Annotated in this window: 23 protein-coding genes; 16 read left to right on the forward strand and 7 right to left on the reverse strand. The window is 60.6% G+C overall.

Going from position 1 to position 24,305, the window contains the following annotated elements; all coding sequences use genetic code 11:
- The first annotated feature begins 32 nt into the window (after nt 1-32).
- From waaA to lpxK, 3 genes are all read left to right on the forward strand, one after another.
- Nucleotides 33-1,352, forward strand: a complete 1,320-nt coding sequence (gene waaA / locus AB4Z13_RS32170) for a lipid IV(A) 3-deoxy-D-manno-octulosonic acid transferase (protein ID WP_310378567.1) — start codon at nt 33-35, stop codon at nt 1,350-1,352.
- A 9-nt stretch (nt 1,353-1,361) separates the two neighbouring features.
- A complete protein-coding gene (locus AB4Z13_RS32175; protein ID WP_439014189.1) occupies nt 1,362-2,084 on the forward strand; it encodes an HAD family hydrolase in 723 nt (240 codons plus the stop codon).
- A gap of 104 nt (nt 2,085-2,188) precedes the next feature.
- Nucleotides 2,189-3,232, forward strand: a complete 1,044-nt coding sequence (gene lpxK, locus AB4Z13_RS32180) for a tetraacyldisaccharide 4'-kinase (protein ID WP_439014190.1) — start codon at nt 2,189-2,191, stop codon at nt 3,230-3,232.
- On the opposite strand, the gene AB4Z13_RS32185 is transcribed toward lpxK, so the two are convergent.
- Nucleotides 3,229-3,456, reverse strand: coding sequence for a DUF2093 domain-containing protein (locus tag AB4Z13_RS32185; RefSeq protein ID WP_439014191.1), 228 nt, complete (start codon nt 3,454-3,456; stop codon nt 3,229-3,231). The two genes, lpxK and AB4Z13_RS32185, sit on opposite strands and share 4 nt — an antisense overlap.
- Before the next feature lie 67 nt (nt 3,457-3,523).
- Nucleotides 3,524-5,341, reverse strand: coding sequence for a DNA mismatch repair endonuclease MutL (gene mutL / locus AB4Z13_RS32190; RefSeq protein WP_439014192.1), 1,818 nt, complete (start codon nt 5,339-5,341; stop codon nt 3,524-3,526).
- Nucleotides 5,342-5,524: 183 nt separating this feature from the next.
- Here mutL and AB4Z13_RS32195 point away from each other — a divergent pair, with 183 nt between their 5' ends.
- Both AB4Z13_RS32195 and AB4Z13_RS32200 read left to right on the forward strand, forming a co-directional pair.
- Nucleotides 5,525-7,240, forward strand: a complete 1,716-nt coding sequence (locus AB4Z13_RS32195; RefSeq protein WP_439014193.1) for a response regulator — start codon at nt 5,525-5,527, stop codon at nt 7,238-7,240.
- A gap of 127 nt (nt 7,241-7,367) precedes the next feature.
- Nucleotides 7,368-8,735 (forward strand): putative bifunctional diguanylate cyclase/phosphodiesterase, encoded by a 1,368-nt coding sequence (locus AB4Z13_RS32200; protein ID WP_439014194.1) that lies wholly within the window; start codon nt 7,368-7,370, stop codon nt 8,733-8,735.
- 66 nt (nt 8,736-8,801) lie between these two features.
- On the opposite strand, the gene AB4Z13_RS32205 is transcribed toward AB4Z13_RS32200, so the two are convergent.
- The 5 genes from AB4Z13_RS32205 to AB4Z13_RS32225 all read right to left on the reverse strand — a co-directional run bounded on the left by AB4Z13_RS32205 (nt 8,802) and on the right by AB4Z13_RS32225 (nt 12,904).
- Nucleotides 8,802-9,431 carry a PRC-barrel domain-containing protein gene (locus AB4Z13_RS32205; RefSeq protein ID WP_007814252.1) on the reverse strand — a complete coding sequence of 210 codons (630 nt, stop codon included), beginning with the start codon at nt 9,429-9,431 and terminating at the stop codon, nt 8,802-8,804.
- 237 nt (nt 9,432-9,668) lie between these two features.
- Entirely contained in the window at nt 9,669-10,556 is an 888-nt protein-coding gene (locus AB4Z13_RS32210) for an SMP-30/gluconolactonase/LRE family protein (protein ID WP_439014195.1), read from the reverse strand.
- 4 nt (nt 10,557-10,560) lie between these two features.
- Nucleotides 10,561-11,193, reverse strand: a complete 633-nt coding sequence (locus AB4Z13_RS32215; protein ID WP_439014196.1) for a 2-dehydro-3-deoxy-6-phosphogalactonate aldolase — start codon at nt 11,191-11,193, stop codon at nt 10,561-10,563.
- Nucleotides 11,194-11,225: 32 nt separating this feature from the next.
- Nucleotides 11,226-12,143 carry a 2-dehydro-3-deoxygalactonokinase gene (locus AB4Z13_RS32220; protein ID WP_439014197.1) on the reverse strand — a complete coding sequence of 306 codons (918 nt, stop codon included), beginning with the start codon at nt 12,141-12,143 and terminating at the stop codon, nt 11,226-11,228.
- Nucleotides 12,143-12,904 carry an SDR family NAD(P)-dependent oxidoreductase gene (locus AB4Z13_RS32225; protein WP_439017175.1) on the reverse strand — a complete coding sequence of 254 codons (762 nt, stop codon included), beginning with the start codon at nt 12,902-12,904 and terminating at the stop codon, nt 12,143-12,145. Before AB4Z13_RS32225 ends, AB4Z13_RS32220 begins: the two co-directional genes overlap by 1 nt.
- A gap of 113 nt (nt 12,905-13,017) precedes the next feature.
- On the opposite strand from AB4Z13_RS32225, the gene AB4Z13_RS32230 reads away from it, so the two are divergent.
- From AB4Z13_RS32230 to AB4Z13_RS32280, 11 genes are all read left to right on the forward strand, one after another.
- Nucleotides 13,018-13,851: an IclR family transcriptional regulator gene (locus tag AB4Z13_RS32230; protein ID WP_442207735.1), complete on the forward strand. Its 834-nt coding sequence runs from the start codon at nt 13,018-13,020 to the stop codon at nt 13,849-13,851.
- 260 nt (nt 13,852-14,111) lie between these two features.
- Nucleotides 14,112-14,843: a LuxR family transcriptional regulator gene (locus AB4Z13_RS32235; protein ID WP_439014199.1), complete on the forward strand. Its 732-nt coding sequence runs from the start codon at nt 14,112-14,114 to the stop codon at nt 14,841-14,843.
- Nucleotides 14,844-15,394: 551 nt separating this feature from the next.
- Nucleotides 15,395-16,543 (forward strand): Mrp/NBP35 family ATP-binding protein, encoded by a 1,149-nt coding sequence (locus AB4Z13_RS32240; protein WP_439014200.1) that lies wholly within the window; start codon nt 15,395-15,397, stop codon nt 16,541-16,543.
- Between the two features lie 405 nt (nt 16,544-16,948).
- Nucleotides 16,949-17,926, forward strand: coding sequence for a magnesium transporter CorA family protein (locus AB4Z13_RS32245; RefSeq protein ID WP_113321888.1), 978 nt, complete (start codon nt 16,949-16,951; stop codon nt 17,924-17,926).
- 18 nt (nt 17,927-17,944) lie between these two features.
- On the forward strand, nt 17,945-19,843 hold the full coding sequence (locus tag AB4Z13_RS32250; RefSeq protein ID WP_113321865.1) for a potassium transporter Kup: 1,899 nt from the start codon (nt 17,945-17,947) through the stop codon (nt 19,841-19,843).
- 216 nt (nt 19,844-20,059) lie between these two features.
- Complete coding sequence (locus AB4Z13_RS32255; RefSeq protein WP_439014201.1) at nt 20,060-21,238, forward strand: cell wall hydrolase; 1,179 nt, start codon at nt 20,060-20,062, stop codon at nt 21,236-21,238.
- 283 nt (nt 21,239-21,521) lie between these two features.
- A complete protein-coding gene (locus AB4Z13_RS32260) occupies nt 21,522-21,860 on the forward strand; it encodes an AtpZ/AtpI family protein (RefSeq protein ID WP_113321863.1) in 339 nt (112 codons plus the stop codon).
- Between the two features lie 59 nt (nt 21,861-21,919).
- A complete protein-coding gene (locus tag AB4Z13_RS32265; protein ID WP_037105789.1) occupies nt 21,920-22,672 on the forward strand; it encodes a F0F1 ATP synthase subunit A in 753 nt (250 codons plus the stop codon).
- A gap of 67 nt (nt 22,673-22,739) precedes the next feature.
- Nucleotides 22,740-22,967, forward strand: a complete 228-nt coding sequence (locus AB4Z13_RS32270) for a F0F1 ATP synthase subunit C (RefSeq protein WP_003588243.1) — start codon at nt 22,740-22,742, stop codon at nt 22,965-22,967.
- 78 nt (nt 22,968-23,045) lie between these two features.
- On the forward strand, nt 23,046-23,666 hold the full coding sequence (locus AB4Z13_RS32275) for a F0F1 ATP synthase subunit B (protein WP_310378538.1): 621 nt from the start codon (nt 23,046-23,048) through the stop codon (nt 23,664-23,666).
- Nucleotides 23,667-23,669: 3 nt separating this feature from the next.
- Nucleotides 23,670-24,161: a F0F1 ATP synthase subunit B gene (locus tag AB4Z13_RS32280; RefSeq protein ID WP_113321861.1), complete on the forward strand. Its 492-nt coding sequence runs from the start codon at nt 23,670-23,672 to the stop codon at nt 24,159-24,161.
- Nucleotides 24,162-24,305 lie beyond the last annotated feature (144 nt).

Here is a 24,305-nt window from a genome sequence, read left to right on the forward strand (position 1 = left end):
ATGTCGATCTGCATAGGTCGGAGGTCTGCTGAATGAGCTCCCGGATGGCGCGGATCGGTCTGAACGCGTACCGTCTGGCGGGAACTGTGGCGTCGCCGGTCGTCGGCCTCTACATCACCTACCGCACGGCCAAGGGCAAGGAAGACCGCGCCCGCCGTTTGGAGCGCTTCGGCTATGCGAGCGCCAATCGGCCGCAAGGCCCGCTTGTCTGGTTTCATGCCGCAAGCGTTGGCGAAACCAACGCTGTCATTCCCCTGATCCGTGAAATCCGCCGCCGCGACATCCATGTCATCCTGACGACGGGCACCATCACCTCGGCAAGGCTTGCAGCTGAACGTCTCGGCAATGACGCGATCCATCAATATGTGCCGCTCGACCTGAAACCTGCTGTCGGCCGTTTCCTCGACTACTGGCAGCCGGATTGCGCCATCATTGCCGAATCCGAAATCTGGCCCGCGACCGTGCTTGAACTTGGTCGTCGCCGCATTCCGCAGATCCTCGTCAATGCCCGCATGTCCGACCGCTCGTTCGCCCGCTGGCGCCGCCGCCCGTCGCTTGCCGAGGCGCTCTTCGAAAATCTGGCGCTCGTCATTGCCCAGTCAGATCTGGATGCAGAGCGTTTCCGCGATCTCGGCGCTGTACCGGTCATCACCTCAGGCAACCTGAAGGTCGATACCGACGCTCCGCCCTATGACAGCGCTGTTTTCGCCCGCTATAAGAAGCAGATCGGCGACCGCAAGACATGGGCGGCGATCTCCACCTTCGACGGCGAGGAAAATGCCGCCGGCATCGTCCATCGGGCGCTGCGCGACCGTGACAAACAGCTGACCATTATCGTGCCGCGCCACCCCGAGCGCGCTGACGAGATCGAGGCAGCCCTCGTCAAGCAGGGTCTGAAGGTCGCTCGCCGTACGCGTGACGATGTTCTGACCCCGGATGTCGATATCTTCCTTGGTGATACGATCGGCGAAATGGGCCTTTATCTACGCCTGACGGAAGTGGCTTTCGTCGGCCGCTCACTCTTTGCCGAGGGCGGCCAGAACCCGCTCGAGCCGGCCATGCTCGGCTGTGCCATCCTTTCGGGCGGCAATGTGCAGAATTTCCGCGAGGCCTATCAGAAGCTCGCGCGCAGCGGCAGCGCCCGCATGGTGCGTGATACCGAGATGCTGGCGAAGGGCGTGCATTACCTGCTGACCAATGACGAGGCGCGCGGCAAGATGATCCAGGCCGGTATTGCGGCCGTGCATGAAATGCGCGGCGCGCTCAGCGCCACGTTGAAGGGGCTGGAGCCCTATATCAATCCGCTGACGGTGAAGGCGCGTCTGCTGCCGAAGGCCGTGGCGCAGGCCTGAGGAGCGGTCATGTCTGCAGAGGCGAAGATCAGGGGCATCCTCTTCGACAAGGACGGTACGCTGCTCGACTATGATGAAAGCTGGCTGCCAGTAAACCGCGAGCTTGCTCATATCGCCGCCGAAGGCGACGCGGCGCTCGCCGATCACCTGCTTGCCGCATGCGGCATGGACCCCGTCACGGGCCATATTGTTCCCGACAGCCTGCTTGCTGCCGGCAATACCCACCAGATCGCGGAAGGCCTCGTTGCCGCCGGCTCAAAACTCGATGTGATCGAGCTGACGATCAAGCTCGACAATCTCTTTGCCAATGCCGCAGAATTCTCTGTGCCGGTCACCGATCTCGCAGCCTTCTTTGGACGCCTGCACAGCCGTGGCTTCAAGCTCGGCATCGCCTCCAGCGACAATGAGCGCTCGATCCGCCAAACGGCCCAGCGCTTCGGCATTTCCGACTATGTTGACTACATCGCCGGCTACGACAGCGGCTTCGGCAGCAAGCCTGAGCCCGGCATGGTGCTCGGCTTCTGCGCTGCGACGGGCCTGCAGCCGGAAGAGATCGCTATGGTCGGCGACAACAATCACGATCTTCATATGGGCAGGAATGCAAAAACCGGCCTGACGATCGCGGTTCTGACCGGCACCGGCTCGCGTGAATCACTCTCCGCCTCCGCCGATCATGTTTTCGATGACATCACCCACATCGAAGCCCTGCTGCCGGATCTGCAGCTGGCCTGACGCGCAAAGACTTGCATTTTCACGCGTTTTGGCTTCTCAATCCGCCCCGGTCGATTTTGTGAGACCTCGCCTGGGGGTGAGGGCAAGGGAAACGGGACGGCATCATGATATCCGAAGCGCCGCCTTTCTGGTGGAGGCGGGCAGGTTGGCAGGCATGGGCTCTGTCGCCCCTTTCTTTCCTTTATGGTCGTGTGGCGGGCTACCGCATGGTCCATGCGCGCCGCGCCTCGGTTCCGATCCCCGTCATCTGCGTCGGTAATTTCACGGTCGGCGGCGCCGGTAAGACGCCGACGGCAATTGCCATTGCCCGTGCCGCCAAAGCCAAGGGTCTCAAGCCCGGTTTCTTAAGCCGCGGTCACGGCGGCTTGCTGGATGTCACCACCGTCGTCGATCCTACCCACCACCGCGCGGTCGCTGTCGGTGACGAGCCGCTGTTGCTGGCGCAGGAAGCCCTGACGGTGATCTCCCGCAGGCGTGTCGATGGTGCTGTGAGGCTCGTCGAAGAAGGTGCCGATTTCATTATCATGGACGATGGTTTCCAGAGTGCGCGGCTCGCAATCGACTACGCGCTTCTGGTGATCGATGCGACGCGCGGTCTCGGCAACGGCCATATCGTGCCGGGTGGCCCGGTGCGTGCGCCGGTTCGCCTGCAACTGCGCCAGGCGACCGCGCTTCTGAAGGTCGGAGATGGCAATGCGGCTGACCGTATCGTCCGTATCGCGGCGCGCGCTGCCAAGCCCTATTTTACCGCCGCGCTGAAAGTGCCCGGCGAGAATTATCTGGAGGGGCTCAAAGTGCTCGCCTTTGCCGGTATTGCCGATCCGGAAAAATTCTTCCGCACGGTCCGTTCGCTTGGAGCGACCATCGAGGTCGCGACCTCCTTCGGCGATCACGAGCATTTAAGCGAGGAAGAGATCGACGGTCTCCTGATGACCGCAGACCAGCAGAACCTGACGATCGTCACGACGTCGAAGGATTTCGTGCGTCTCGCCGGCCATCACGGCAAGGCGGAGCAGCTTGCGGCCCGCTGCCATGTCATCGAGGTGGAAATGGCCTTCACCGACCCGCTCGCCCCCGGTCTCATCATCGACCGAGCCTTTGAAGCCTGCCGTGAGCGGAGGCTCAAGGAGGCAAAGGCAAAAACTTAGCGTTGGGTCGGCAGAACGCCGGCGCGCCGGTCGGCTTCCAGTGCGGAGGCGACATCGACATAGGGCTCCTGCCGCGCCACGCTCCAGTAGCGAAGTTCGTCGAGCGGGACCTGTTTGCCTGTCAGTGCGCAGACGACATAGGAGCCGGGCGACAGAATCTGGAAATCGCCGTCGAGATAACGGATCTTCGCCTCGCGGTTTCCGTGTCCTTCGAACAAGTTCATGCGCTCCATTCCCTGCAGTCTGTCATCTGTCTGCCATACTCCCCGAGAAGCCGTTTTGCCAGCTTTTTCAGCTCCGGCCGAACAGCCGCTCGATATCGGCAAGCTTGAGTTCGATATAGGTCGGGCGTCCGTGATTGCACTGGCCGGAGCCTGGGGTCATTTCCATTTGGCGCAAAAGCGCATTCATTTCTTCCGGCCGCAGCCGTCGCCCTGATCGCACCGAGCCATGGCAGGCCATGGTCGCCGCCACATATTCGAGCTTGGTGGTGAGACCGGAGGCCGTATCCCATTCGGCGATCTCATCGGCAAGCTGGCGGATGAGGCCCTGCGCATTCACTTCACCGAGCATGGCCGGCGTCTCGCGCACGGCAATGGCGCCCGGCCCGAAGCGTTCGATCGCAAGGCCAAGCTCGGAAAATTCCTCGGCATGCGCGATCAGCCGGTCGCAATCCTCTTCGGGAATGTCGACGATTTCGGGGATCAGCAGCACCTGCGAGGCGAGCCTCTTGGAGTGTAAGGCCTTACGCATGGCTTCGAAGACCAGCCGTTCGTGAGCCGCGTGCTGATCGACGATGACGATGCCGTCATCGGTCTGGGCGACGATATAGTTTTCGTGAATCTGCGCCCGGGCAGCGCCGAGCGGATAGCGCGCCAAAGGTTCGGCGGCAGCAGCGGCAAGAGGCTGTGGTGCGGGCTGGAAAGCCGGTTCGGAACGGGCCGTCGGATGGACGAGCCCGTCGAAGGAAGCTTGCGGCCTCTCGCCGAAACCGGCACTCGGCTGATACGGCCGGGATGGGGAGGTTGCCGCCGACCATGGTGCCTGCGGCCGCTGTGGTGCAGCCTGGAAACCGGGGCGGAAGGCGCGCAGCATGTCGCTTGCGCCGGTCGTTGCCGCCCGGCTGCCGTCACGGGCAAGTGCTTCGCGGATTGCGCCGACGACTAGCCCGCGCACCAGTCCCGGATCGCGGAAGCGGACGTCGGATTTCGCCGGATGCACATTGACGTCCACCAGCGCCGGATCGAGCGTGATCGAAAGCACCGCGACCGGATAACGGCCGGCCGGGATCGTTTCGGCATAGGCGCCGCGGATCGCTGAGAGGATGAGTTTGTCCTGCACGGGGCGGCCGTTGACGAAGGCATATTGATGGGCCGAATTGCCCCGGTTGAAGGTCGGCACGCCGGCAAAGCCGGTCAGCTGTACATCCTCGCGTTCGGCGTCGATGGCGATGGCATTGTCGCGGAAGTCCTTGCCGAGTATCTGCGCCATGCGCGCCAGATGATCCTCGCCGGTTGCCGGAAATTCCAGCGTCGAACGGTCGGGGCCTGACAGCACGAAGCGCACACCCGGAAAGGCGATCGCTATGCGCTTGACGATCTCGGTGATTGCCGCCGCTTCCGCCTTCTCCGTCTTCAGGAATTTCAGCCGCGCCGGCGTCGCGAAAAACAGGTCGCGCACTTCGACGATCGTTCCCGGATTGCCGGCTGCCGGGCGCAGATGCACGATCTTGCCGCCGGCAACGGAAATTTCGTTGCCGGCCGCGCTATCACGCCTGCGGCTTGCGATGCTGAGCCGCGCCACCGAACCGATGGACGGCAATGCTTCGCCGCGAAAACCGAGCGTGCGAATGTCGTCGAGCGTCTCCGATATTTTCGAGGTGCAGTGCCGCTTGACGGCAAGTTCCAGATCGGCGGCATCCATGCCGGCACCGTTGTCGCTTACGCGCAGCAGCGCCTTGCCGCCGCCGGCGGTTGCGATTTCGATACGGGTGGCGCCTGCGTCGAGCGCGTTTTCGATCAATTCTTTTGCAGCACTCGCCGGCCGTTCGATGACTTCACCGGCGGCGATCTGGTTGATGAGCGTTTCGGAGAGCTGTCTGATGGCCATATCCCTATTTTCGAGGATTCGCGGCCCCGAGGAAAGGGTTTTCATTAGCCTGTGAGAGGACACCGGAGGCTTCTCCCCCAAATTTGGGGGTCATTACCGTTAAGCGGCTCTTAAGACAAAAACGGCATTTTATTCATACACCTGCGAAACTGCGAAAATCGGATAGATGTGGGACGTGAAGGAATGAGTGCCGGCTTCGAAAAGGCGGACACATCATCTGCGAGTGACGCACTGCCGCCTGAGGCTGACCTTCAGACGGTGCTTTTCGATGCGGTATGCGATAGTCTTTCTGCTGCGTTCGTCATCTATGATCGCAACGATCTTCTTATCTTTGCCAGCCATCAGGTCATGGAATTCTTTCCGGTGCCTGAGGATGTGCTTCGACCGGGCACCCGGCTTCGTGATTTCCTGAGTGCGGTCTACGACACAGGCTTTCGCGAGCAGACCCTCGTGCATCAACCGGGTTCGCTCAGTCGCGAGGACTGGTTGTCTCAGCGCATCGCCTCCCATTGGCGCGAACGTTTCGAATCCGTCGAGCGCCACGGCGCCGACCGCTGGGTGCGCTTTTTGAAGCGCCGCCTGCCGAACGGCTACGGCGTGACTATCGTCTCCGATATTTCTGAGGCGCGGAAGCGAGAGGAACAGTGGCGCTACGACCTGGAGCGCGTACAGCTCACCGAGGACATTCTCGACCATCTGCCGTTCCCGCTCTTCGTCAAGGATCGCAACCTCGCCTACGTCGCCGTCAACAAAGCCTTCTGCGAGAAGTACCAGACGACGGCGGACGAGGTTCTTGGCCGCAAGAGCGGTGATCTGTTTTCGCCTGACATTGCCACGCGCTTCGAGGAAAGCGACCGTCACGTACTGGAAACCGGTGAAATGTCGGTCTCCCGCCAGCGCCAAATTGCCCGCGACGGCACCGAGCGCGACATCGTCAGCCGCAAGCACAGGATCGGCAAGCCTGGACGTTATTTTCTCGTCTCGACCATGCAAGACCTGCCGCGCGACGGCGACGATCTCGATGAATTCAATCAGGCCTCCGAGATCACCACCTCCAGCAACCAGACCTACCGCCGCGCCTATGTGCCGGTGCCGAGCGCATCGCAGCGTCGCGAGCCTGCGGCGATGGAGGCGATCGTTCCGGAAAACTTCTCCGGCCGAAAGATCCTCGTCGTTACCTCGGATCTCGCCGCCGAGGCTGCCGCGCTGCGCACGCTCGCCAAATACGGCTTCGAGGCCTGCTCGGTCCGTGGCGAGGATGAGGAGGAACGTTTCCTCGAGATTGCCAGCTCCTCCGGCATCTCGCTCGATCTTCTGATCATCGATAACCAGATGGGCATGCGCTGCCTGGAGCTCACCGAACAATACGGCATTCCCGCCCTCGTCATGGATGGCTTCCAGATCGCCAACGAGCTGACCTTCCAGATCGCCCGCCACTTCAACCGCAGCGGACGTGGCGGCGGCACTGAAGGCGACTGGGAAATCACCACGACTGAAGAAACCGTAGGCTTGCAGGTTCTCGTCGCCGAGGACAATGACATCAACCAGATCGTCTTCACGCAGATCCTCGAAGGTCTCGGTTACCGCCATCGGATCGCAGCGACCGGCGAAGAGGTCGTTCGTCTCTGGGCCGAACACAGGCCACAGATCGTGCTGATGGATATTTCGCTTCCGGTCTTCAACGGTTTTGAAGCGTCGCGCCTCATTCGCCAGATGGAAGAGGGGCAGGGCACGCGAACCCCGATTATCGGCGTGCTGACACAGGCCTTCGAGCGCGATCGAGCGGAATGCGCCAAGGCCGGAATGGATGACGTCATCATGAAACCGGTCAGCCCCGACATCCTGGAAACGGTATTTCAGAAACACCTGATAGATGAGCCGCTTAAGGCGCAGGTCTAAATAAAATATCCGTCAACTCCCCAGAATTTGGGAATGCTTCGGGTTGTAGTCCCGCCGATTTACTATCGAATTGTTAAGATTTGCCCGTCATCTTCACCACGGTGTGGAGGAAAACCCTGGGTTTGGAGTGATGGTGTCGGCGGAAGTACCATTCACGACTGTGAGTCAAAGCGAACTCCAGTCTATGGCCTATACCGATCCGCTGACCGGATTGGGAAACCGCAATCGCATGCGGGACAAGGTGATACAGATTTCTGCCGAGCGGGCCAGCGATCCTGCGCCCTTCACCATCGGTATCGCCAATCTCGACAGCTTCAAGCCGATCAACGATCTCTTCGGCTCCGCCGCCGGTGACGAAATCCTGTGCCAGGTCGCTCATCGTCTGAAAGCCTGCATTCCGGATGGTGCGGTGGTCACCCGTCATGACGGCGACGAGTTCGCCTTCGTCCTGCCGCTGATCTTCGAGCGCGCCAGTGCGGAAAAGTTCGGCCAGATGATCCGCGAGGTGCTGTCGGCTCCCTACGATCTCGGCGACCGCAACGTGCGCCTTTCAGCCTCCTTCGGCTTTGCGATCTATCCCTTTGCCGGCGAGGATTGCGAGGAGCTGCTGAAGAGTGCCGAAACCGCACTCTATCGTTCCAAGCGCCGCGGCCGCGGTCAGATCACCGTCTATTCGCGCGAGATAGCGCAGGAGATGAAACGGGCGACCCAGCTCGAACAAGCGCTTCGAAACGCCATCATCTCCGACGCAATCGACGTGCATTTCCAGCCGATCGTCTCGCTCGCCAACAACCAGGTGGTGGGCTTCGAGGCACTTGCCCGCTGGAACGATCCCGATCTCGGCTTCGTCTCGCCTGGCGTCTTCGTGCCGCTCGCCGAAGAGCGCGGTTTCATCGATGCCCTGTCGGAAGCCTTGCTGCGCAAGGCTGCGGAAGCCGCACTCTCCTGGCCGCGAGAACTCTTCTTGTCCTTCAATCTGTCTTCGGCCCAGCTCATGGATCCGGGCACGAGCAGCAGCATTCTGTCGATCCTCGGCCGCGTCGGTTTCGACCCGCATCGTCTTGAGCTTGAGATCACCGAGACGGCTGTCATGAGCTCTGCCGACACCGCGCACCGGATCATCGCCGATCTGAGGGCCGCCGGCGTGCGCATCTCGCTTGACGATTTCGGCACCGGCCAGTCGAGCCTCGGGCGCCTGCGCGATTTCATCTTCGACAAGATCAAGATCGATCGCGCCTTCGTCTCGCGCATCAATTCCGACCGCGCCTCCGAGCACATCATCAAGGCGATCCTTGCCATGTGCGAAGGTCTGGAGCTGGAAGTCGTGGCCGAGGGCATCGAGGATTATTCGGAAGCGGTCAAGCTGCGCATGCTCGGCTGCGGCATGGGGCAGGGCTATCATTTCGGCCGGCCGGCCGATGGCATCGCTACACTGCGCTTCCTGCACGAGAACTATTATTACGACACAAGCGCAACCGAACGCGCGAGCGCATAGCGGCAGAAGCAAAGAAACGATGGCGCCCATGGGACGCCATCGCTTACGCTCTACTCTCCGTACGGATTACTTGTTGGTCGTCGAACCTGTCGACGTATTGTCCGTCGGCAGGGCAGTGCCGGTTGCTGCCGGAGCCTTTTCAGCTGACTGCATGGCCAGCGTCTTGAATTCCGGAGCTGCCTTCAGGGATTCGGCGGTTTCTGTGGTCGTCAGCTTGACGGAGCCGTCCTGCGTATTCTGCGCAACGGTTACCTTCTCCATCGGAACGGCGACATTTTTTTCGCCAATGCCCAGGAAGCCGCCGACACCGATCACGGCTGCAACAAGGCCGCCGTCCTTCTTCATGATCAGGTCATTGACGCTGCCGATGCTCTCATTGTTGCCGTTATAGACCGATTGGCCGATATACGTGTTGGCGCTGATCTGGTCCGCGGCCTGCTGCGTCAGATAGCTGTCGCCACCTGCCTGAGCCGTATCAGTGCTCGGTGCCGGGGCCGGAGCCTGTGCGGCATCACCTGCGGGCGCCATCGGCTTGACCGGCTCTGCCGGGGCCGGGGCGGCCGGGTCGGCGGGCGCAGACTGGGTCGGGGCAGCAGGGTTCGCCGGCTGCGGAGCCGTCTGCGAGAATGCCGCCGGTGCGAAAGCCGTGGCAAACAGTGCGCCAGCGGCAACGGTCGTCAGAAGTTTGCGTGTCATTTCGAACCTACCTTCGTTCCTTGAGTGATCCCTGGCGTGGCAGCGCCCGTTTTTCAGGCATTCCTGCCGCGCCGGTTCAAGAGTGAAATGACCGATTTGCTTATTGGTTCCGGACGAAGACACGGAAAATTTTACGGTTTTTACGGAACCTTTACCGGGAGATAGGCCCACAAAAGCAAAAAGGCGCCCCGGATCGGAGCGCCCTCGAGACTGCCGGCTCTGCCCGCAGTTCGTGCTTCAGATCACATAGGCAGGATCGAAAACGCCCTTCACGGCAACGCCGAGTTCGAGCAGGGCGCCGGCGCTCGGCTGCGTGGAGCGGGCATCCTCATCCAGCCCTTCCCAGGCGGTGGTCACCGCCAGCCGATCGGCATTGGCGCCGATGAAGGCCGGGCATGAGGGCTGTGCGGCCGGCACCTTGTAGCGGGCGATCCGCAAGCCATCCGGGCTGTAGCGATCGACGACGCCAGCACCCCAGCGGGCGTTCCAGATATAGCCGTCGGCATCGCAGACCGATCCGTCCAGGCCGCCCGGCTCATCCATGCTGTCGACCATGACGATCGGCTCGCCGGAGGGAAGGCCGGTCTGCGGATCGACCATCACACGCATCAGGCGGCTGAGGCGCGTGTCGGTGAAATAGCCGATCGTGCCGTCGGGCGAAAAGCAGATGGAGTTCGGGATGCTGATGCCGCTGAAGAGCTTCGTCACCTTGCCGGCGGCCACGTGATAGATCGCTCCGGCCTGGTTCTCGGCGCGCTTGCTCATCGTGCCAATCCAGAGCGCACCGGACGGATGCGTGCGCCCGTCATTGGAGCGGTTTTCCGGTCTGTCAGTTTCGAGCGCCGCATAAAAGGTCAGGTTGCCGCTGGCGACGTCGCGCACGAACAGCCCCTCTTCGGTCGCCAGCAACTGGCGGCCGGCATCGATGCGGGCGAGCACGCTTGCCATCATCGGCAGCGAATGTACCTTCTTTTCATCGGTCGAAAGATCGAGTTCGTGCAGTTCCTTTCCAAGAATATTGAACCACCAGACCGTGTTAGTGCCGGGATCGTAGGTGGGGCCTTCACCGAGAACCGAATTGGTATTACAAAGTGTTTTGCCCTCGAATTCATAAATATCAGTCATATGCCTATGCTCCTATGGCTGCGTCATAGGCTAAGATGGTCGCCTTGGCGCGCTCGGCAACCTCTGCATCAGTCATTCCAGGCTTGTAAATGCTGGTGCCGAGACCGAAGGCCAGAATGCCGGCCTTGGTGTAGTCGGAGAAGTTCTTGTCCGACACACCGCCGACCGCCGCAATTACCAGTTCCGGCGGCAGGATGGCGCGGATCGCGGTGATGCCTGACGGTCCCAAAACGCTGGCGGGGAAGAACTTGAGGCCGGTCGCACCCGCGCGAGCTGCCTGCAGCGCTTCTGTGGGCGTGAAGACGCCGGGCATGGTCACCATGCCATAGTCGCGGGCGCGAATGATGACGTCGGGCTCGACATTCGGTGTCACCAGCAGCTTGCCGCCGGCCGCATGCAGGCTGTCGACGGCCCCGGTGGTCAGCACGGTGCCGGCGCCTATCAGCACATTGTCAGGTGCCATCTTGGCGGCGATCTCGATAGACTTGAAGGGCTCGGGCGAATTCAGCGGGATTTCGATTGCCGTTAGACCGTTCTCGATCAGCGCGCCGACCACGGCTTGGGTCTCCTCGGGCTTGATGCCGCGCAGAATGGCAATGAGCGGACGCTTCATGTCGGGGAAGGGGATACGGTTCATGGGAGGTATCTTTCTCAGTTCGGCCAGATGGCTCAGTTTGGCCAAATGGCTTGGGCAGCGGCCGAAAGCCCGCCGCGAACGGCGGCATCGGCATCGATGGCGGTGAAGGAAAGGGAGAGCGTACGGAAGGCCTGCTCGTAAAGCGCCTGCAGGCGTCCGGAAGCGACAAGGGTAATGGCCGTATCCTTTCCGGCATTCTGCAGCGCGCCAGCGATTTCGAGGCCGATCAGCGTACCCGAGAGCTTGGCTTGAGCCGCGGCAGCCGAAATACCGTGCAGAAGCTGGCCGGAGCGGGCGGTGAAAATCAGGTTCGACGCGAGCGCCGGTCGCTGGAAGGCGGCTGCAACCGCCGCTTCGAAGGCTGCGGCCTCGGCCGGCTGGTCTTCGGCGCCGGCAACGGCATGCATGAGGATCGTATGTTTGGTGATGGCGTCGAAAAGCTCACCGGTCATGAAAGTGGAGAAACCGGTGACCTTTCCGTCCCTGACATGCACCCATTTGGAATGCGTACCCGGCATGCAGACGGCCTGCGTGCCCTGGCTGTCAGGCCCGAGCGCACCGAGAAGCTGCGTTTCCTCGCCGCGCATGACATCCGGCGTCGCCGCATCGCGCTGGGCAAGGCCGGGCAGAATACGGACGTCACGGCGTTCGCCGGGCACGGAGACCGCACCTGACAGAATCGAGGAAAGCGAAGTCGGCACGTCGATATAACCCGCCTCCACCCAGCCTTGCCGGGCGCCTGCCATGCCGCAGACGATAACCGGCAGGTTGGCCGGCGCTTCAACTGCTGCAAGATGTCCTTCGAGTACCTGGGAAAAACCGGTCTTGGCGGCCGTCGTCATGCCTTCGCCGCTGCGGCGCTCGGCAAGAATGCTGCCGTCAGCACCGATAAGCCAGAGCCGGAAGCTGCTGGTGCCCCAGTCCACCGCGACATAAGCGGGATTTGCCATCAGAGAACGCCTCCATCGACGATAAGGGACTGCGCGGTCATGCCGGCTGCGCAGTCGGATGCAAGAAACAGAGCCGGACCGACAATCGCGTCAGGCTTCAATACGATCTTCAGGCATTGCCCCTGCACGGAGCGGGCAATGCTTTCCTCCGTCAGCCATAGCTTCATCTGCCGCTCGGTCACAACCATGCCCGGCAGGATGCAGTTGACGCGGATATTCTCAGGGCCAAGCCTTCCGGCCATGCTCTTCGTCAGGCCGACGACTGCCGCCTTGGCGGCGGCATAGGCGGGAAAGACACCCATGTTCAGTTTGAAGGCGATCGACGACATATTGATGATCGCTCCACCGCCGGCTGCCCGCATCGAAGGGGCAACCGCCTGCGAGGTGAAAAAGACATGGCGCAGATTGACCGCCTGATTATTGTCCCAATAGTCCTCGGTCACATCGTCGAATTCGTGCCGGTCGTCCCAGGCGGCATTGTTGACGAGCACCCGGATCGGCCCGGACTTTTCGACAACCTCGTTCACCGCGCGCCTGATGGCATCGATATCGCGCAGGTCGGTGTGGTAGAAGCTGACGGGATGCTCAGTCTCTCTGGAAAGCCGTTCCGCCAATTCCCGGCTTTCTGCCTCGGCGATGTCCAGGAAGGAAACCCTTGCACCCTGCCTTGCGAAACCTTCGACCAGGGCAGCGCCGATGCCGGAACCTCCGCCGCTCACCAACACCGTGCGATCCCTGAATTCGGGGAATTGTGCAGACATAGCGCTCACCGTCTCTCCTCCGGGCATGCTATTTATTCCATTATATGGAACTTAATTTGACTATATGGAATTATCCGACTAGGCTGCCTTTCCTGTCAAGGGTGGGAAGGGCAATGAGTTCTAACGGCGACAGCATGGCGCAGGCGGATGACAAAGGCACGTTGCGCGACACCGTCACGCCGCGTGATACTGGCACGCTCGGCAAGCTGATGGTGCTGCTCGACCTCGTCACCCATGCCGATGCCCCCTTGCGTTTCACCGATATCCTCGCACTTGCCAATCAGCCGCGTGGCACGCTGCACCGACAGCTCGGCCATCTCGTGGAGGAAGGGCTCCTTGAACTTGACGCCGAGGGCCGTTATGCGCCGGGCCTCCGGCTGCTCGACTTCGCCTCACGAAGCTGGGCGCGCAACGAATTCCGCCTGATTGCCGCGCCGCATCTGGCCGCCCTTCATCGGGAGACGGGAGAGACCGTCCATCTCGGCGTGCTGCGCGGCTCCTCCATCATCTATCTCGACAAGGTCGAAGGACACCAGCCGGTGCGTATGTATTCACAGATCGGCAACGCCTCGCCCTGTTATTGCACCGGTGTCGGCAAGGCGGCCCTCTCAGTGCTGCAACTCGACAAAATCGAGGAACTGCTACCCGGTCTGCATTTCAACTGCTTTACCTCGGCGACGCATGTGAGCGCTGAAAGCCTGCTGGCGGAGATCGGAGAAATCGCCGCGACCGGTCATGCTTTCGATCGCGAGGAGCACGAGGCGGGCATCCGCTGTGTCGCCGCCCCCATCTGGTCGGACGACCGCTCCTTCATCGGTGGGGTCTCTGTCACCGGTCCCGCTTACCGGCTCTCGATGGAACTTCTTCAGGAATGGGCCGTTCCGGTTCAGATGACAGCACGGAAAATCATGGATGAAATGCGCATCCGCCTCGGGCCGAGGCGTTGAAACCGATTTGGCGGCGGTCATTGCTGGACGTCGTATACATAGCATGCTTATGATGAGTGCGTTATTGAGATTTGACGGCGAATCACGCCAACTGGGGTCGTCCGCGAAATCATCGACAATTCACCGGCCGAACGCGCTGCACGCCGAGGCTGAATCCTATTGATCTGACGGGCGTTGTGTAACCCACCCTGTACCTGACCGTTTTTCCACACAGGCTGCCAGAGGTTTACCCAAAGCCCGGTTGAAGGCGAAAAAATCTGATGGCAAGCTTACCGCAAACTTCGGTGGAAGACGCCTATGTCCACGAGGTCGCCAGTCTAAAGACGCAGTTCGACATTTTCCGCTTCATGAAGCGGGTGACGGAGGCCTATCGCAGCCGGGCTTTCATGGTTTTGAACCTGCCGCCGATTACCTCCTTCGATCTTCAGGGCAATACGATCATCACCAGCTGGCCCGCTGAACTGCTGTCCATCTACGATCAGGAGGGACTGATGGTGAACAGCCCGGTCCTGCGTCGGCTGCGTACGTCGACGCTGCCTTTCTTCCACGACACGTCGCGCTCCAACTGGCCGCGTGACGACGGCAAGACAGGTGTCGTTGCAACCCTTTTCGAACGCTTCAAGATGATGCGCTGCGCCTATTTTCCTACACATGAACCGTCAGGCGCGCGCGGTGCAGTCTCCTTCGCCGGTGATCGCGAGCCTTTCACCCCGGTAGAGATGCGCGAGCTCAGCTATATCGCGATCCATGTCTTCGACCGGCTGGCCGAGATCCGCAATCTCGATACGCGCATAACCGACACGCTGACCGACCGCGAGATTGATTGCCTCAACTGGACTGCCGCCGGCAAGACCAGTGCCGAGATTGCCGAAATCCTCGATCTCTCGGAGCATACGGTCAATCACTACCTGAACCGCGCCACCAAGAAGCTTGATACGGTCAACCGCACGCAGGCCGTCGCCAAGGCGCTACGCATCGGCCTCATCAAGTAGTCCCGATTAGTAGGCATTGCCGGCCTAAAATATCGTCAGTCGCTGCCGCCGTGCTCAATATCTGAGCGCCATTCCCTTTGCTGGTGGCCCTGGACTGACAATTATCATCCTTTTCATCGGATTCCGCAGTTGGCATGCTTCGTGCATCATTATCAACAGAGGTCCAGAGGGGACTTTGAAAACAGCGCCAGCTGAACGGCGCGACCGACACGCCGCCGTCTGATATCGCTGCCGCTTTTCTCCCGGCGTTCCGATATCGGCGGCGGTTGTTGCGTTTGGGCAACCGCCTTTTGCCCTGTTCCGAAACCGGACGATATCGTTCATTTTTTTCTGGCCTTTTTTTCCGCTTGCTCTACTTCGCCCCGAATTGCGCCGGTTCTCGGGGAGTCCGTTGCGGTCATCAGGGCGAGAGCCCAGCGGACTTGATGACCGCAACGGAGAGAGAACGCGCTGCCTTTCCTTTAACGCGAGATGTGCCTGCCGCCCGATTTTGTTTGGCGAAGCTGCTGGCCTCCACTATTTACTGAAGACGAAAAAGCAGTGAGGGCGGAATGACCGAGGTCACCAAGGAACAGGTTCTGGAAACGTTGAAGACCGTGCGCGGGCCGGATCTGGAGCACAACATCGTCGAACTCGGCATGGTTTCCGATGTCTTCATCTCCGATGGCAAGGTCTATTTCTCGATCACCGTGCCGGCGGAACGCGCCAAGGAACTGGAGCCGCTGCGGCTTGCTGCCGAGCGTGTGATCAAGGAAATGCCAGGTGTGAAAGGTGCGCTCGTGGCGCTGACGGCAGACAAGAAGGCCGCCGTAAATGCACCCGCAGCGCGCCCCGCGCCGCAGGCTGACCACAGCCATCACGGCCACTCCCATGCCCCGCAGCAGCCGCGCACCGCCAAGATCGGTGTTCCCGGCATTGGCGCCATTATCGCCGTCGCATCGGGCAAGGGCGGCGTCGGCAAGTCGACGACGGCGGTCAATCTGGCACTCGGCCTGCAGGCGAATGGTCTTCGCGTCGGCATTCTCGATGCCGATATCTACGGCCCCTCGATGCCTCGCCTCCTGAAGATTTCCGGCCGCCCGACCCAGATCGACGGCCGCATCATCAATCCCATGGAGAATTACGGCCTCAAGGTCATGTCCATGGGCTTCCTTGTCGATGAGGAAACCGCGATGATCTGGCGCGGACCGATGGTTCAGTCCGCCCTCCTGCAGATGCTGCGGGAAGTCGCCTGGGGTGAACTCGACGTTCTCGTCGTCGACATGCCGCCCGGCACCGGTGACGCTCAGCTCACCATGGCCCAGCAGGTGCCGCTCGCCGGCGCCGTGATCGTCTCCACGCCGCAGGATCTGGCGCTGATCGATGCCCGCAAAGGCCTCAACATGTTCCGCAAGGTCGAAGTGCCGGTTCTCGGCATCGTCGAGAACATGAGCTATTTCGTCGCGCCCGATACCGGTACGCGCTACGACATCTTCGGCCACGGCGGCGCCCGCAGGGAGGCCGAGCGCATCGGTGTACCCTTTCTCGGCGAAGTGCCGCTGACCATGAATATCCGCGAGACTTCGGATGCCGGAACGCCGCTTGTCGCCTCCGATCCGAATGGCGTCGTTGCCGGCATCTACCGTGCCATCGCTGCCAAGGTCTGGGAACAGCTCGGTGAAAAGCCGCAGCGTGAGGCACCCGCGATCGTCTTCGAATAGTGCGAATCACTTGGCCGCTCACCTCGAATTGTGGGGGAAATGAGATGAAAGGGCGCAGTTCACGTAAGATGTCTTGATTATTTTCCGGCTTTGCTTCATATGCGCGCCGGCGTCATGATGGCGCGTCTGCAAATGCTCTGTGATGGCCGCCTGTCGATGAAGGTTCCGGCCTCCCTGCATATTCGGAGTTGACTTGTCGATCGAAGGATTGGTGACTGCGATGCGGTGGAGCAACCCGGCCGATAAGGCCGGACATGACCGGAGTTGTATGAACTTTCTTTATCCGCTTCCGTTACGATCGATGGCAAGTGCGCCCTGGCGTCACCGCGCTCGCGTGGGCATGGAAGGACTTTCGATGAAAAGGGCTACGACGGCTGGGCGCTGCCGGCGCCGGAGATGCGGGCTGTGATCACCGCATACTGTTCCAACTGCAAGTCGGTCGAGATCCGTGATCTTGCCAATCCTCCGGAGTTTCCGGCGGATGTGGTATGGATCGACATGGTCGAGCCGACTCGCGAGGAGGAACTGCATGTCGAAACGATCCTTGGCATCGAAGTGCCGACCCGTGACGATCTCAGGGCGATTGAGCCGTCAGCCCGCCTCTATGTCGAAAATAACGCCGTATACATGACCGCTTCGCTGATATGGAAAGCGGAAACGGAAGCGCCGACCCTGACGGATGTCGCCTTCATTCTTGCCGGCGACAAGCTAGTGACCATCCGCTACGCTCATCCGAAGTCCTTCGCACTCTTCATCGCCGCCCTGCATCGCATACCGGAGCAGTGGCGCAGCGGCGCCGCCCTTCTTGCCAAGCTCCTGGAAACCATCGTCGATCGCACCGCCGAAGTTCTGGAAATGTCGGTGTCCCGCCTGGACATCCTGTCGGTGCACGTGTTCGGTGACCGCGCCAAGAAGGTGCGCAAGCCGTCGAACTATCTGGAAGAGAAGCTGAAGGACATTGCCGGTCATCACCGCATGATCAGCAAGCTGCGCGACAGTCTCGGCTCGCTCTCGCGCCTTCTCACCTTCTTCTATACGATCCCTGTCGTGCAGCACGATCAGGAAACCAAGGAACTTTGCCGGACGATTTCGCGCGACATCCAGTCCCTTTCGGAACATGCGTCCTTCGTCGCCGGCAACATCACATTTTTGCTCGACGCCTCGCTCGGCCTCATCAACATCGAGCAGAATGCCATCATCAAGATTTTTTCGATCGCTTCGGTCGTGTTCTTGCCGCCGACGCTGGTCGCCTCCATCTATGGCATGAATTTCGAGTTCATGCCGGAGTTGCACCTGGCCGCGGGTTATCCCTACTCGCTGGGCCTCATGGTGATCTCCGCCGTCATTCCCTTCTTCTTTTTCCGCTGGAAAGGCTGGCTCTGAGGAGCCTGTAATTACTTCATGTCTGAAGAAAGCCATTCTCAAGAACGCAACCTTACGCCGCGCAAGCTCTTTTATCTTGCGCTAGGCTCCGTAGGTGTCGTTTACGGGGATATCGGCACGAGCCCGCTTTATGCGTTCCGCGAAGCGCTGAAGCCGGTCGCCCATGATGGTCTCACCCGTTTCGAGGTCATCAGCCTCATTTCCCTGATGATCTGGGCGCTGACGATCATCGTCACCATCAAATACGTGCTCTTTCTGCTGCGCGCCGACAACGACGGCGAAGGTGGCACGCTGTCGCTGCTTGCCCTCCTGATGAAGACCGCCAATGGCCACACAGCGCTTTTGATGCTGCTCGGCCTGATGGGCGCGGCACTCTTCCTCGGCGACGCGATGATCACCCCGGCGCTCTCGGTTCTGTCAGCGGTCGAAGGTATCAAGCTCGTCACGCCGCAGCTGTCGGAATATATCGTGCCCATATCGGTGGCAATTCTGGCACTGCTCTTCGTCGTGCAGTCGCATGGCACGGGGGCGGTCGCACGATTCTTCGGCCCCATCACGGCGCTTTGGTTCCTCGTCATGGCCGCCGCCGGCATCGCTCATATTTCCGATGACTACGGCATCCTCGCCGCCTTCAACCCCTATTATGCCATCAGCTTCCTGCTGCACGAGGGTTTCTATGGCGTCGTCGTTCTCGGCGCTGTCTTCCTGACGGTGACAGGCGCGGAAGCCCTCTACGCAGACCTCGGCCATTTCGGCCGCCGCCCGATCCAGTGGGCATGGTTCGCGCTGGTCTTCCCGTCGCTCACGCTGAACTATCTGGGGCAGGGCGCGCTCGTTCTCGGCAATCCGGCAACGATGTCCGACCCCTTCTATCTCATGTATCCGCAGTGGGCGCTGTTGCCGGTCGTTATCCTCGCGACCTGCGCCACGATCATCGCCAGCCAGGCCGTCATTACGGGCGCCTTCTCGCTCGTACGCCAGGGAATCAACCTCGGCTTCCTGCCGCGCATGGAAATTCTCTTCACGTCAGAGACCAATACCGGGCAGATCTTTGTGCCTTCGGTCAACGCGGTGCTGTTCTTCGGCGTCATCTTCCTCGTGCTCGGCTTCAAGACCTCGGATTCGCTGGCGACCGCCTACGGCATCTCGGTCACCGGCGCGATGGTCGTCACCTCGATCATGGCCTTCGAATTCGTCCGCGTCCGTTGGAACTGGTCGCTTCCGGTTGCCATCATTGCGCTGCTGCCGCTGGTCCTTCTCGAACTGATCTTCTTGGGCGCCAACCTCCTGAAGATCCATGACGGCGGCTATATCCCGATCCTGATTGCGACGGCCTTCACCGTCATCATGTGGACCTGGCGTCGCGGCACGGCGATCCTGACGGAAAAGACCCGTCATACGGATATTCCGCTTGCCTCGTTCGTGAGCTCAATCGAGCGCAAGAGCGAGCATTCGCCGGCCCATGTTCCGGGTACCGCGATCTTCCTGACCAGCGATCCGGATTCGGCACCCGCCGCACTGTTGCACAATCTCAAGCACAATCACGTGCTCCATGATCGCAACGTCATTCTGACAATCCGCACGGTCAACAAGCCGCGCGTCTCGCCGCAGGAACGCTACAAGGTTGAGCAGATCTCCGAACGCTTCTCGCGCGTGGAACTGCTCTTCGGCTTCATGGAATCGCAGAACGTCTCGCAGGCGCTGGCGGCGCTGCGCAAGACCGGCCTGAAGTTCGACATCATGACGACCTCCTTTTATCTCGGCCGCCGCAAGCTGGTGCCTGATGCCAAGTCCGGCATGCCCTACTGGCAGGACCGCCTCTACATCGCGCTCGCCAATGCGGCCGCCAACCCCTCCGACTACTTCCGCCTGCCGGCCAACCGCGTGGTGGAATTGGGTTCGCACGTCATCATTTGACGGGAAGCAAGGAGAGGGCGCCATCTCGTCCTCTCCCATTTCTGTGACCGGCCGGGAATGAACGGGGCGAGAGGCTCCATCTCACGAAAATGTCAGCCGCATTGGAATATGCAGAAATCCTCATGGGCATATTCCGGGACAGGTCGTTAACCAGCTATCAAGGTTAATGCGAGATTTTCTTGGGACTGTTCCCGCGTCCCATGCCCGGAGTCCGCGTTGCGTCGAAATGGCCGCTTCCGCAGCAAGCTGCGTCTCTTGCCCCAGAATTGGGTCTCTCCCGCGATCTTCGGCGTGGCCGGATGGCTGATCTTCCCGAGCGTCGCCTCCCATGCCGATCTTGCCACCATGCTCGCCGGTCTCGACAATGATCGCGAAAGCTGGCGCATGGTTCTGACCAATTCGCCCGCAGGCTCCATCCACCAGGTAGAACTCGCCTTTGCCGATCCCGCTGCTACCGGCTCGATCGCCGCCGGTGGGGGCATGGTGCTGCCCGACGGCCGCAAGGTTGCTTTCGTCTCTGGTGAGAAGGGCAATGACGGCATCCCGGACGAGGATCGCGTCAATCGCAATGCGAAGAAGGGCCGCGTCGTTGCCGTCGAAAGGGTGCAGCCGCCGAAGGATTTCTCCGCAGGCTCCATCCTTGAGCGCACCAGGCTCCTCTTCCGCCCGGTCTTCGATCTCAAGGACAAGTCTGCCTTCGTGAAGCCGACGATCAAGGGCAAGGAGATCGAGATCGCCACGGCCTTCTACAAGACGCAGCCGGTGCCACAGCAAAACAACGCCGTACCGGCAATGCTGGCAAGCCTCGTGACCAGCAATAAGGCGGATGTGCTGGCGACGGCCTATGCACCTGCAGCACCGGATTATTCGCGCCAGTCGCCTTTCGATTCGATCCTGACCGACAGGGATGAAGGCCGTTTCGTGCCGCAGATCGGCCCGAAGGACCATGCTTGGGCGGCCAGTATCCTGCCGCCAAGTGTCTTTTCCGCCGGCGAGCAGCAGTGCCTGGCTTCAGGTATCTATTTTGAGGCGCGCGGCGAATCCGTGAAGGGGCAGGCGGCCGTCGCGCAAGTCATCCTCAACCGCGTCCGCAATCCAGCCTATCCCAAGACCATTTGCGGCGTCGTCTACCAGAACGAAGACTGGCGCAATCGCTGCCAGTTTTCCTTCGCCTGCGACAACATCAGAGACCGTGTGAATTCGCAATATCATTGGCGCGTCGCCCGCGATGTTGCCATGGCCGTGACCGCCGGCAAGATCTGGCTGCCGCAAGTGGGGTCGGCCACGCATTACCATGCCGTCTACGTCCGGCCGAATTGGGCCAGGACCATGGAAAAGGTCGGCCGTATCGGCATGCATGTCTTCTACCGCACTTATGGTGGTGGCTGGAGCTGAGGCAAAAGGGCGGCCGATTGCCGATTTTTCGCTGCCCGGCGCCGTTCGACGACGGATTCTTTCGATGAAATCGGGTGCGAGTGGCTAAATTCCGCTTAAATCTTTGATTTTTTGCGGTTATTTTATGGCTGGACACAAGCTCTCTACGCCTTGACTATGCTAATCCCTAAAACTATGTTGCGCGCGACTTCAGAACGGGCCGGAGGGTTCTTTAACCTTTGCGTCCGTGGTTCGGAAAACCGGGGTAGCGGGATTGCGGGCGACGGGAGCGGAGGAGAGCACGATGGCGGATGACCGCGAAGAAAGTCTTGAGCAGCGCCGTCGGCAGCTGGAAGCGGAACTAGCCTCCAGACATGTCGATGACAGGAAGGAAGAGGCGCGAGAGGCCAGTGCCGAGCAGAGCCGTAAAGGTTATGCCCAGGCGATGAAGCTCTCGAGCGAATTCATTTCCGCCATCGTCGTCGGTGCTGTACTCGGCTGGCTCTTCGACCATTTTGTTGGCACGACGCCTTGGGGGTTGATTGTTCTTCTGCTTCTTGGATTCTGTGCCGGCGTTTTGAATGTTTTGCGCGCTGCGGGGAAGGTCGCCCAACCCCTGGATCGCCAAAACGCTGATAAATAGGGCCGTCTGGCCCAGTGCAATTTCCGCCTTTTGGGCGGGCCAAAGAGAGAGAGCAACCGGTGTCAAACGATCCGACCCATCAGTTCCAGATCTTCAAGATTGTGCCGATCGAGATCGGCGGGATTGATTTCTCGTTCACCAACGCATCTCTCTTCATGGTGGCTTCGGCTGCCGTCGCTGCTGGCTTCCTTTATTTCTCGACCACGAATCGCGCCATTGTTCCGGGCCGTTCGCAGTCACTCGCCGAAATGTCCTACGAGTTCATTGCCGGCATGCTGAAGGAAGGTGCGGGCACCAAGGGAATGCAGTTCTTCCCGCTGGTCTTCTCGCTCTTCATGTTCGTGCTGACGGCAAACCTGCTCGGCATGTTCCCGTATTTCTTCACGATTACCAGCCAGATCATCGTCACCTTCGCGCTGGCGATCCTCGTCATCGGCACGGTTCTGGTCTACGGCTTCTATAAGCACGGCTTCCACTTCTTTAATGTCTTCGTGCCCTCGGGCGTGCCGGGCATTCTGTTGCCGCTGGTTGTCTCGATCGAGATCATTTCCTTCCTGTCTCGTCCGATTTCATTGTCGGTTCGTCTTTTCGCAAACATGCTCGCTGGTCACATCACGCTGAAGGTGTTCGCAGGCTTCGTCGCCTCGCTTGGAGCCCTCGGTGCTGTCGGTGTCGGCGGAGCCGTTCTTCCTCTCATCATGACCGTCGCCCTGACCGGTCTCGAGTTCCTCGTTGCCTTCCTCCAGGCTTACGTCTTTGCGGTGCTGACTTGCATGTACCTCAATGACGCGATCCATCCGGGCGGGCACTAAGGATAACGACATCGACGTCAAAGGGCGTCAGTCATTCGCCGCAACAACCATTTCAAAGGAGTTCAACATGGAAGCGGAAGCAGCAAAGTTCATCGGTGCAGGTCTGGCTTGCTTTGGTATGGCCGGTACGGCTCTCGGCCTCGGCAATATCTTCGGCAGCTACCTCTCCGGCGCTCTGCGCAATCCGTCTGCTGCTGACAGCCAGTTCGGCCGTCTGGTATTCGGCTTCGCCGTTACGGAAGCTCTGGGCATCTTCTCGCTGCTCGTCGCTCTTCTCCTCCTCTTCGCCGTTTAATATCGGTGGATTGATGGATCACGGCCTGCGAACAGCGAGCCGTGATCCTTTGCATTTGCAGTACACCTGGAGGTGAGCATGTACTTTGTGACCCCGGCCTACGCTGAAGAGGCACCGGCGGGAACCGCGACGGATGCGCATGCCGCTCCGGCTGCCGGCGAGGTCCATACCGAGACCGGCGTTGCCGAAGGCGGCCACGCGCGTGGGCCTTTCCCGCCTTTCGATTCGTCGACCTACGCATCCCAGCTTCTCTGGCTGGTGATTACGTTCGTCATTTTCTACCTGCTCATGCAAAAGGTCATCGCACCGCGCATCGGCGCGATCCTCGAGCAGCGTCACAACCGCATCTCGCAGGATGTCGAAGAAGCTGGCCGCCTGAAGGCTGAGGCCGATGCCGCCGTCACAACTTACGAAGGCGAACTCGCCGCTGCCCGTGCCAAGGCAAACTCGATCGGCACTGCCGCTCGCGATGCTGCCAAGGTAAAGGCCGAGGGTGATCGTCGCGCAGTCGAGGCTAGCCTCAACGAAAAGCTGAAGGCTGCCGAGGCCCGTATCGCCGATGTGAAGGCAAAGGCTTTTGCCGATGTGGGTGCCATCGCCGAGGAAACCGCAGCAGCTGTTGTCGAACAGCTCATCGGCGGCTCCACTGCCCAGTCTGATGTCGCCGCTGCCGTTGCAGCCGCCAAAAAGGAGGCTTGATCGATGGAATTTGCTTTTGATGCAACTTTCTTCGCCTTCGTTGGCCTCGTTCTCTTCTTGGCGCTGATCGTCTACCTGAAGGTTCCGGGCATGATGGCGAAGTCGCTTGACGACCGCGCCGACCAGATCCGCAACGAGCTGGCGGAAGCCAAGCGCCTGCGCGAGGAAGCCCAGCACCTGCTCGCGGAATATCAGCGCAAGCGCAAGGAAGCTGAAGCTGAAGCAGCGCACATCGTGGCCGCTGCCGAGCGCGAAGCTGAAATGCTGACCGCCGAGGCGAAGAAGAAGACGGAAGAATTCGTCTCTAACCGCACGGCTCTTTCCGAGCAGAAGATTAAGCAGGCCGAAGCCGACGCGATAAAGGCTGTTCGCTCTGCTGCCGTCGATCTCGCCATCGCAGCCGCCGAAGCCGTCATCGGCAAGCAGGCGGATGCCAAGGTCCAGTCCGAACTTTTCGGCCAGGCCGTCGGCGAAGTGAAGACCCGCCTGAACTGAGCTGCTGCTCTTTAGGATTAGAAAAGCCCTGCCTCAGCGGGGCTTTTCCGTTTTCGGCGGATGCTGTTGTGCTTAGTGTGATGTCTGAAACTGTGATGGGCTGCGCCGAAAACAACGGATCACCCTTTTCGGAAGCTCCTGCAG

This window comes from Rhizobium sp. YAF28 (assembly GCF_052113285.1).
In the GTDB taxonomy this organism is placed as follows: domain Bacteria; phylum Pseudomonadota; class Alphaproteobacteria; order Rhizobiales; family Rhizobiaceae; genus Rhizobium.

Bases quoted from the DNA above. Each gene is read 5' to 3' on its own strand.
- AB4Z13_RS32250 (WP_113321865.1), top strand. From the start codon at position 17,945: ATGTCTGAAGAAAGCCATTCTCAAGAACGCAACCTTACGCCGCGCAAG.
- AB4Z13_RS32280 (WP_113321861.1), top strand. From the start codon at position 23,670: ATGGAATTTGCTTTTGATGCAACTTTCTTCGCCTTCGTTGGCCTCGTT.
- mutL (WP_439014192.1), bottom strand. From the start codon at position 5,341: ATGGCCATCAGACAGCTCTCCGAAACGCTCATCAACCAGATCGCCGCC.
- waaA (WP_310378567.1), top strand. From the start codon at position 33: ATGAGCTCCCGGATGGCGCGGATCGGTCTGAACGCGTACCGTCTGGCG.
- AB4Z13_RS32270 (WP_003588243.1), top strand. From the start codon at position 22,740: ATGGAAGCGGAAGCAGCAAAGTTCATCGGTGCAGGTCTGGCTTGCTTT.
- AB4Z13_RS32215 (WP_439014196.1), bottom strand. From the start codon at position 11,193: ATGAACCGTATCCCCTTCCCCGACATGAAGCGTCCGCTCATTGCCATT.
- AB4Z13_RS32225 (WP_439017175.1), bottom strand. From the start codon at position 12,904: ATGTCTGCACAATTCCCCGAATTCAGGGATCGCACGGTGTTGGTGAGC.
- AB4Z13_RS32205 (WP_007814252.1), bottom strand. From the start codon at position 9,431: ATGACACGCAAACTTCTGACGACCGTTGCCGCTGGCGCACTGTTTGCC.
- AB4Z13_RS32210 (WP_439014195.1), bottom strand. From the start codon at position 10,556: ATGACTGATATTTATGAATTCGAGGGCAAAACACTTTGTAATACCAAT.
- lpxK (WP_439014190.1), top strand. From the start codon at position 2,189: ATGATATCCGAAGCGCCGCCTTTCTGGTGGAGGCGGGCAGGTTGGCAG.
- AB4Z13_RS32195 (WP_439014193.1), top strand. From the start codon at position 5,525: ATGAGTGCCGGCTTCGAAAAGGCGGACACATCATCTGCGAGTGACGCA.
- AB4Z13_RS32275 (WP_310378538.1), top strand. From the start codon at position 23,046: ATGTACTTTGTGACCCCGGCCTACGCTGAAGAGGCACCGGCGGGAACC.
- AB4Z13_RS32175 (WP_439014189.1), top strand. From the start codon at position 1,362: ATGTCTGCAGAGGCGAAGATCAGGGGCATCCTCTTCGACAAGGACGGT.
- AB4Z13_RS32185 (WP_439014191.1), bottom strand. From the start codon at position 3,456: ATGAACTTGTTCGAAGGACACGGAAACCGCGAGGCGAAGATCCGTTAT.
- AB4Z13_RS32240 (WP_439014200.1), top strand. From the start codon at position 15,395: ATGACCGAGGTCACCAAGGAACAGGTTCTGGAAACGTTGAAGACCGTG.
- AB4Z13_RS32220 (WP_439014197.1), bottom strand. From the start codon at position 12,143: ATGGCAAATCCCGCTTATGTCGCGGTGGACTGGGGCACCAGCAGCTTC.
- AB4Z13_RS32230 (WP_442207735.1), top strand. From the start codon at position 13,018: ATGAGTTCTAACGGCGACAGCATGGCGCAGGCGGATGACAAAGGCACG.
- AB4Z13_RS32235 (WP_439014199.1), top strand. From the start codon at position 14,112: ATGGCAAGCTTACCGCAAACTTCGGTGGAAGACGCCTATGTCCACGAG.
- AB4Z13_RS32260 (WP_113321863.1), top strand. From the start codon at position 21,522: ATGGCGGATGACCGCGAAGAAAGTCTTGAGCAGCGCCGTCGGCAGCTG.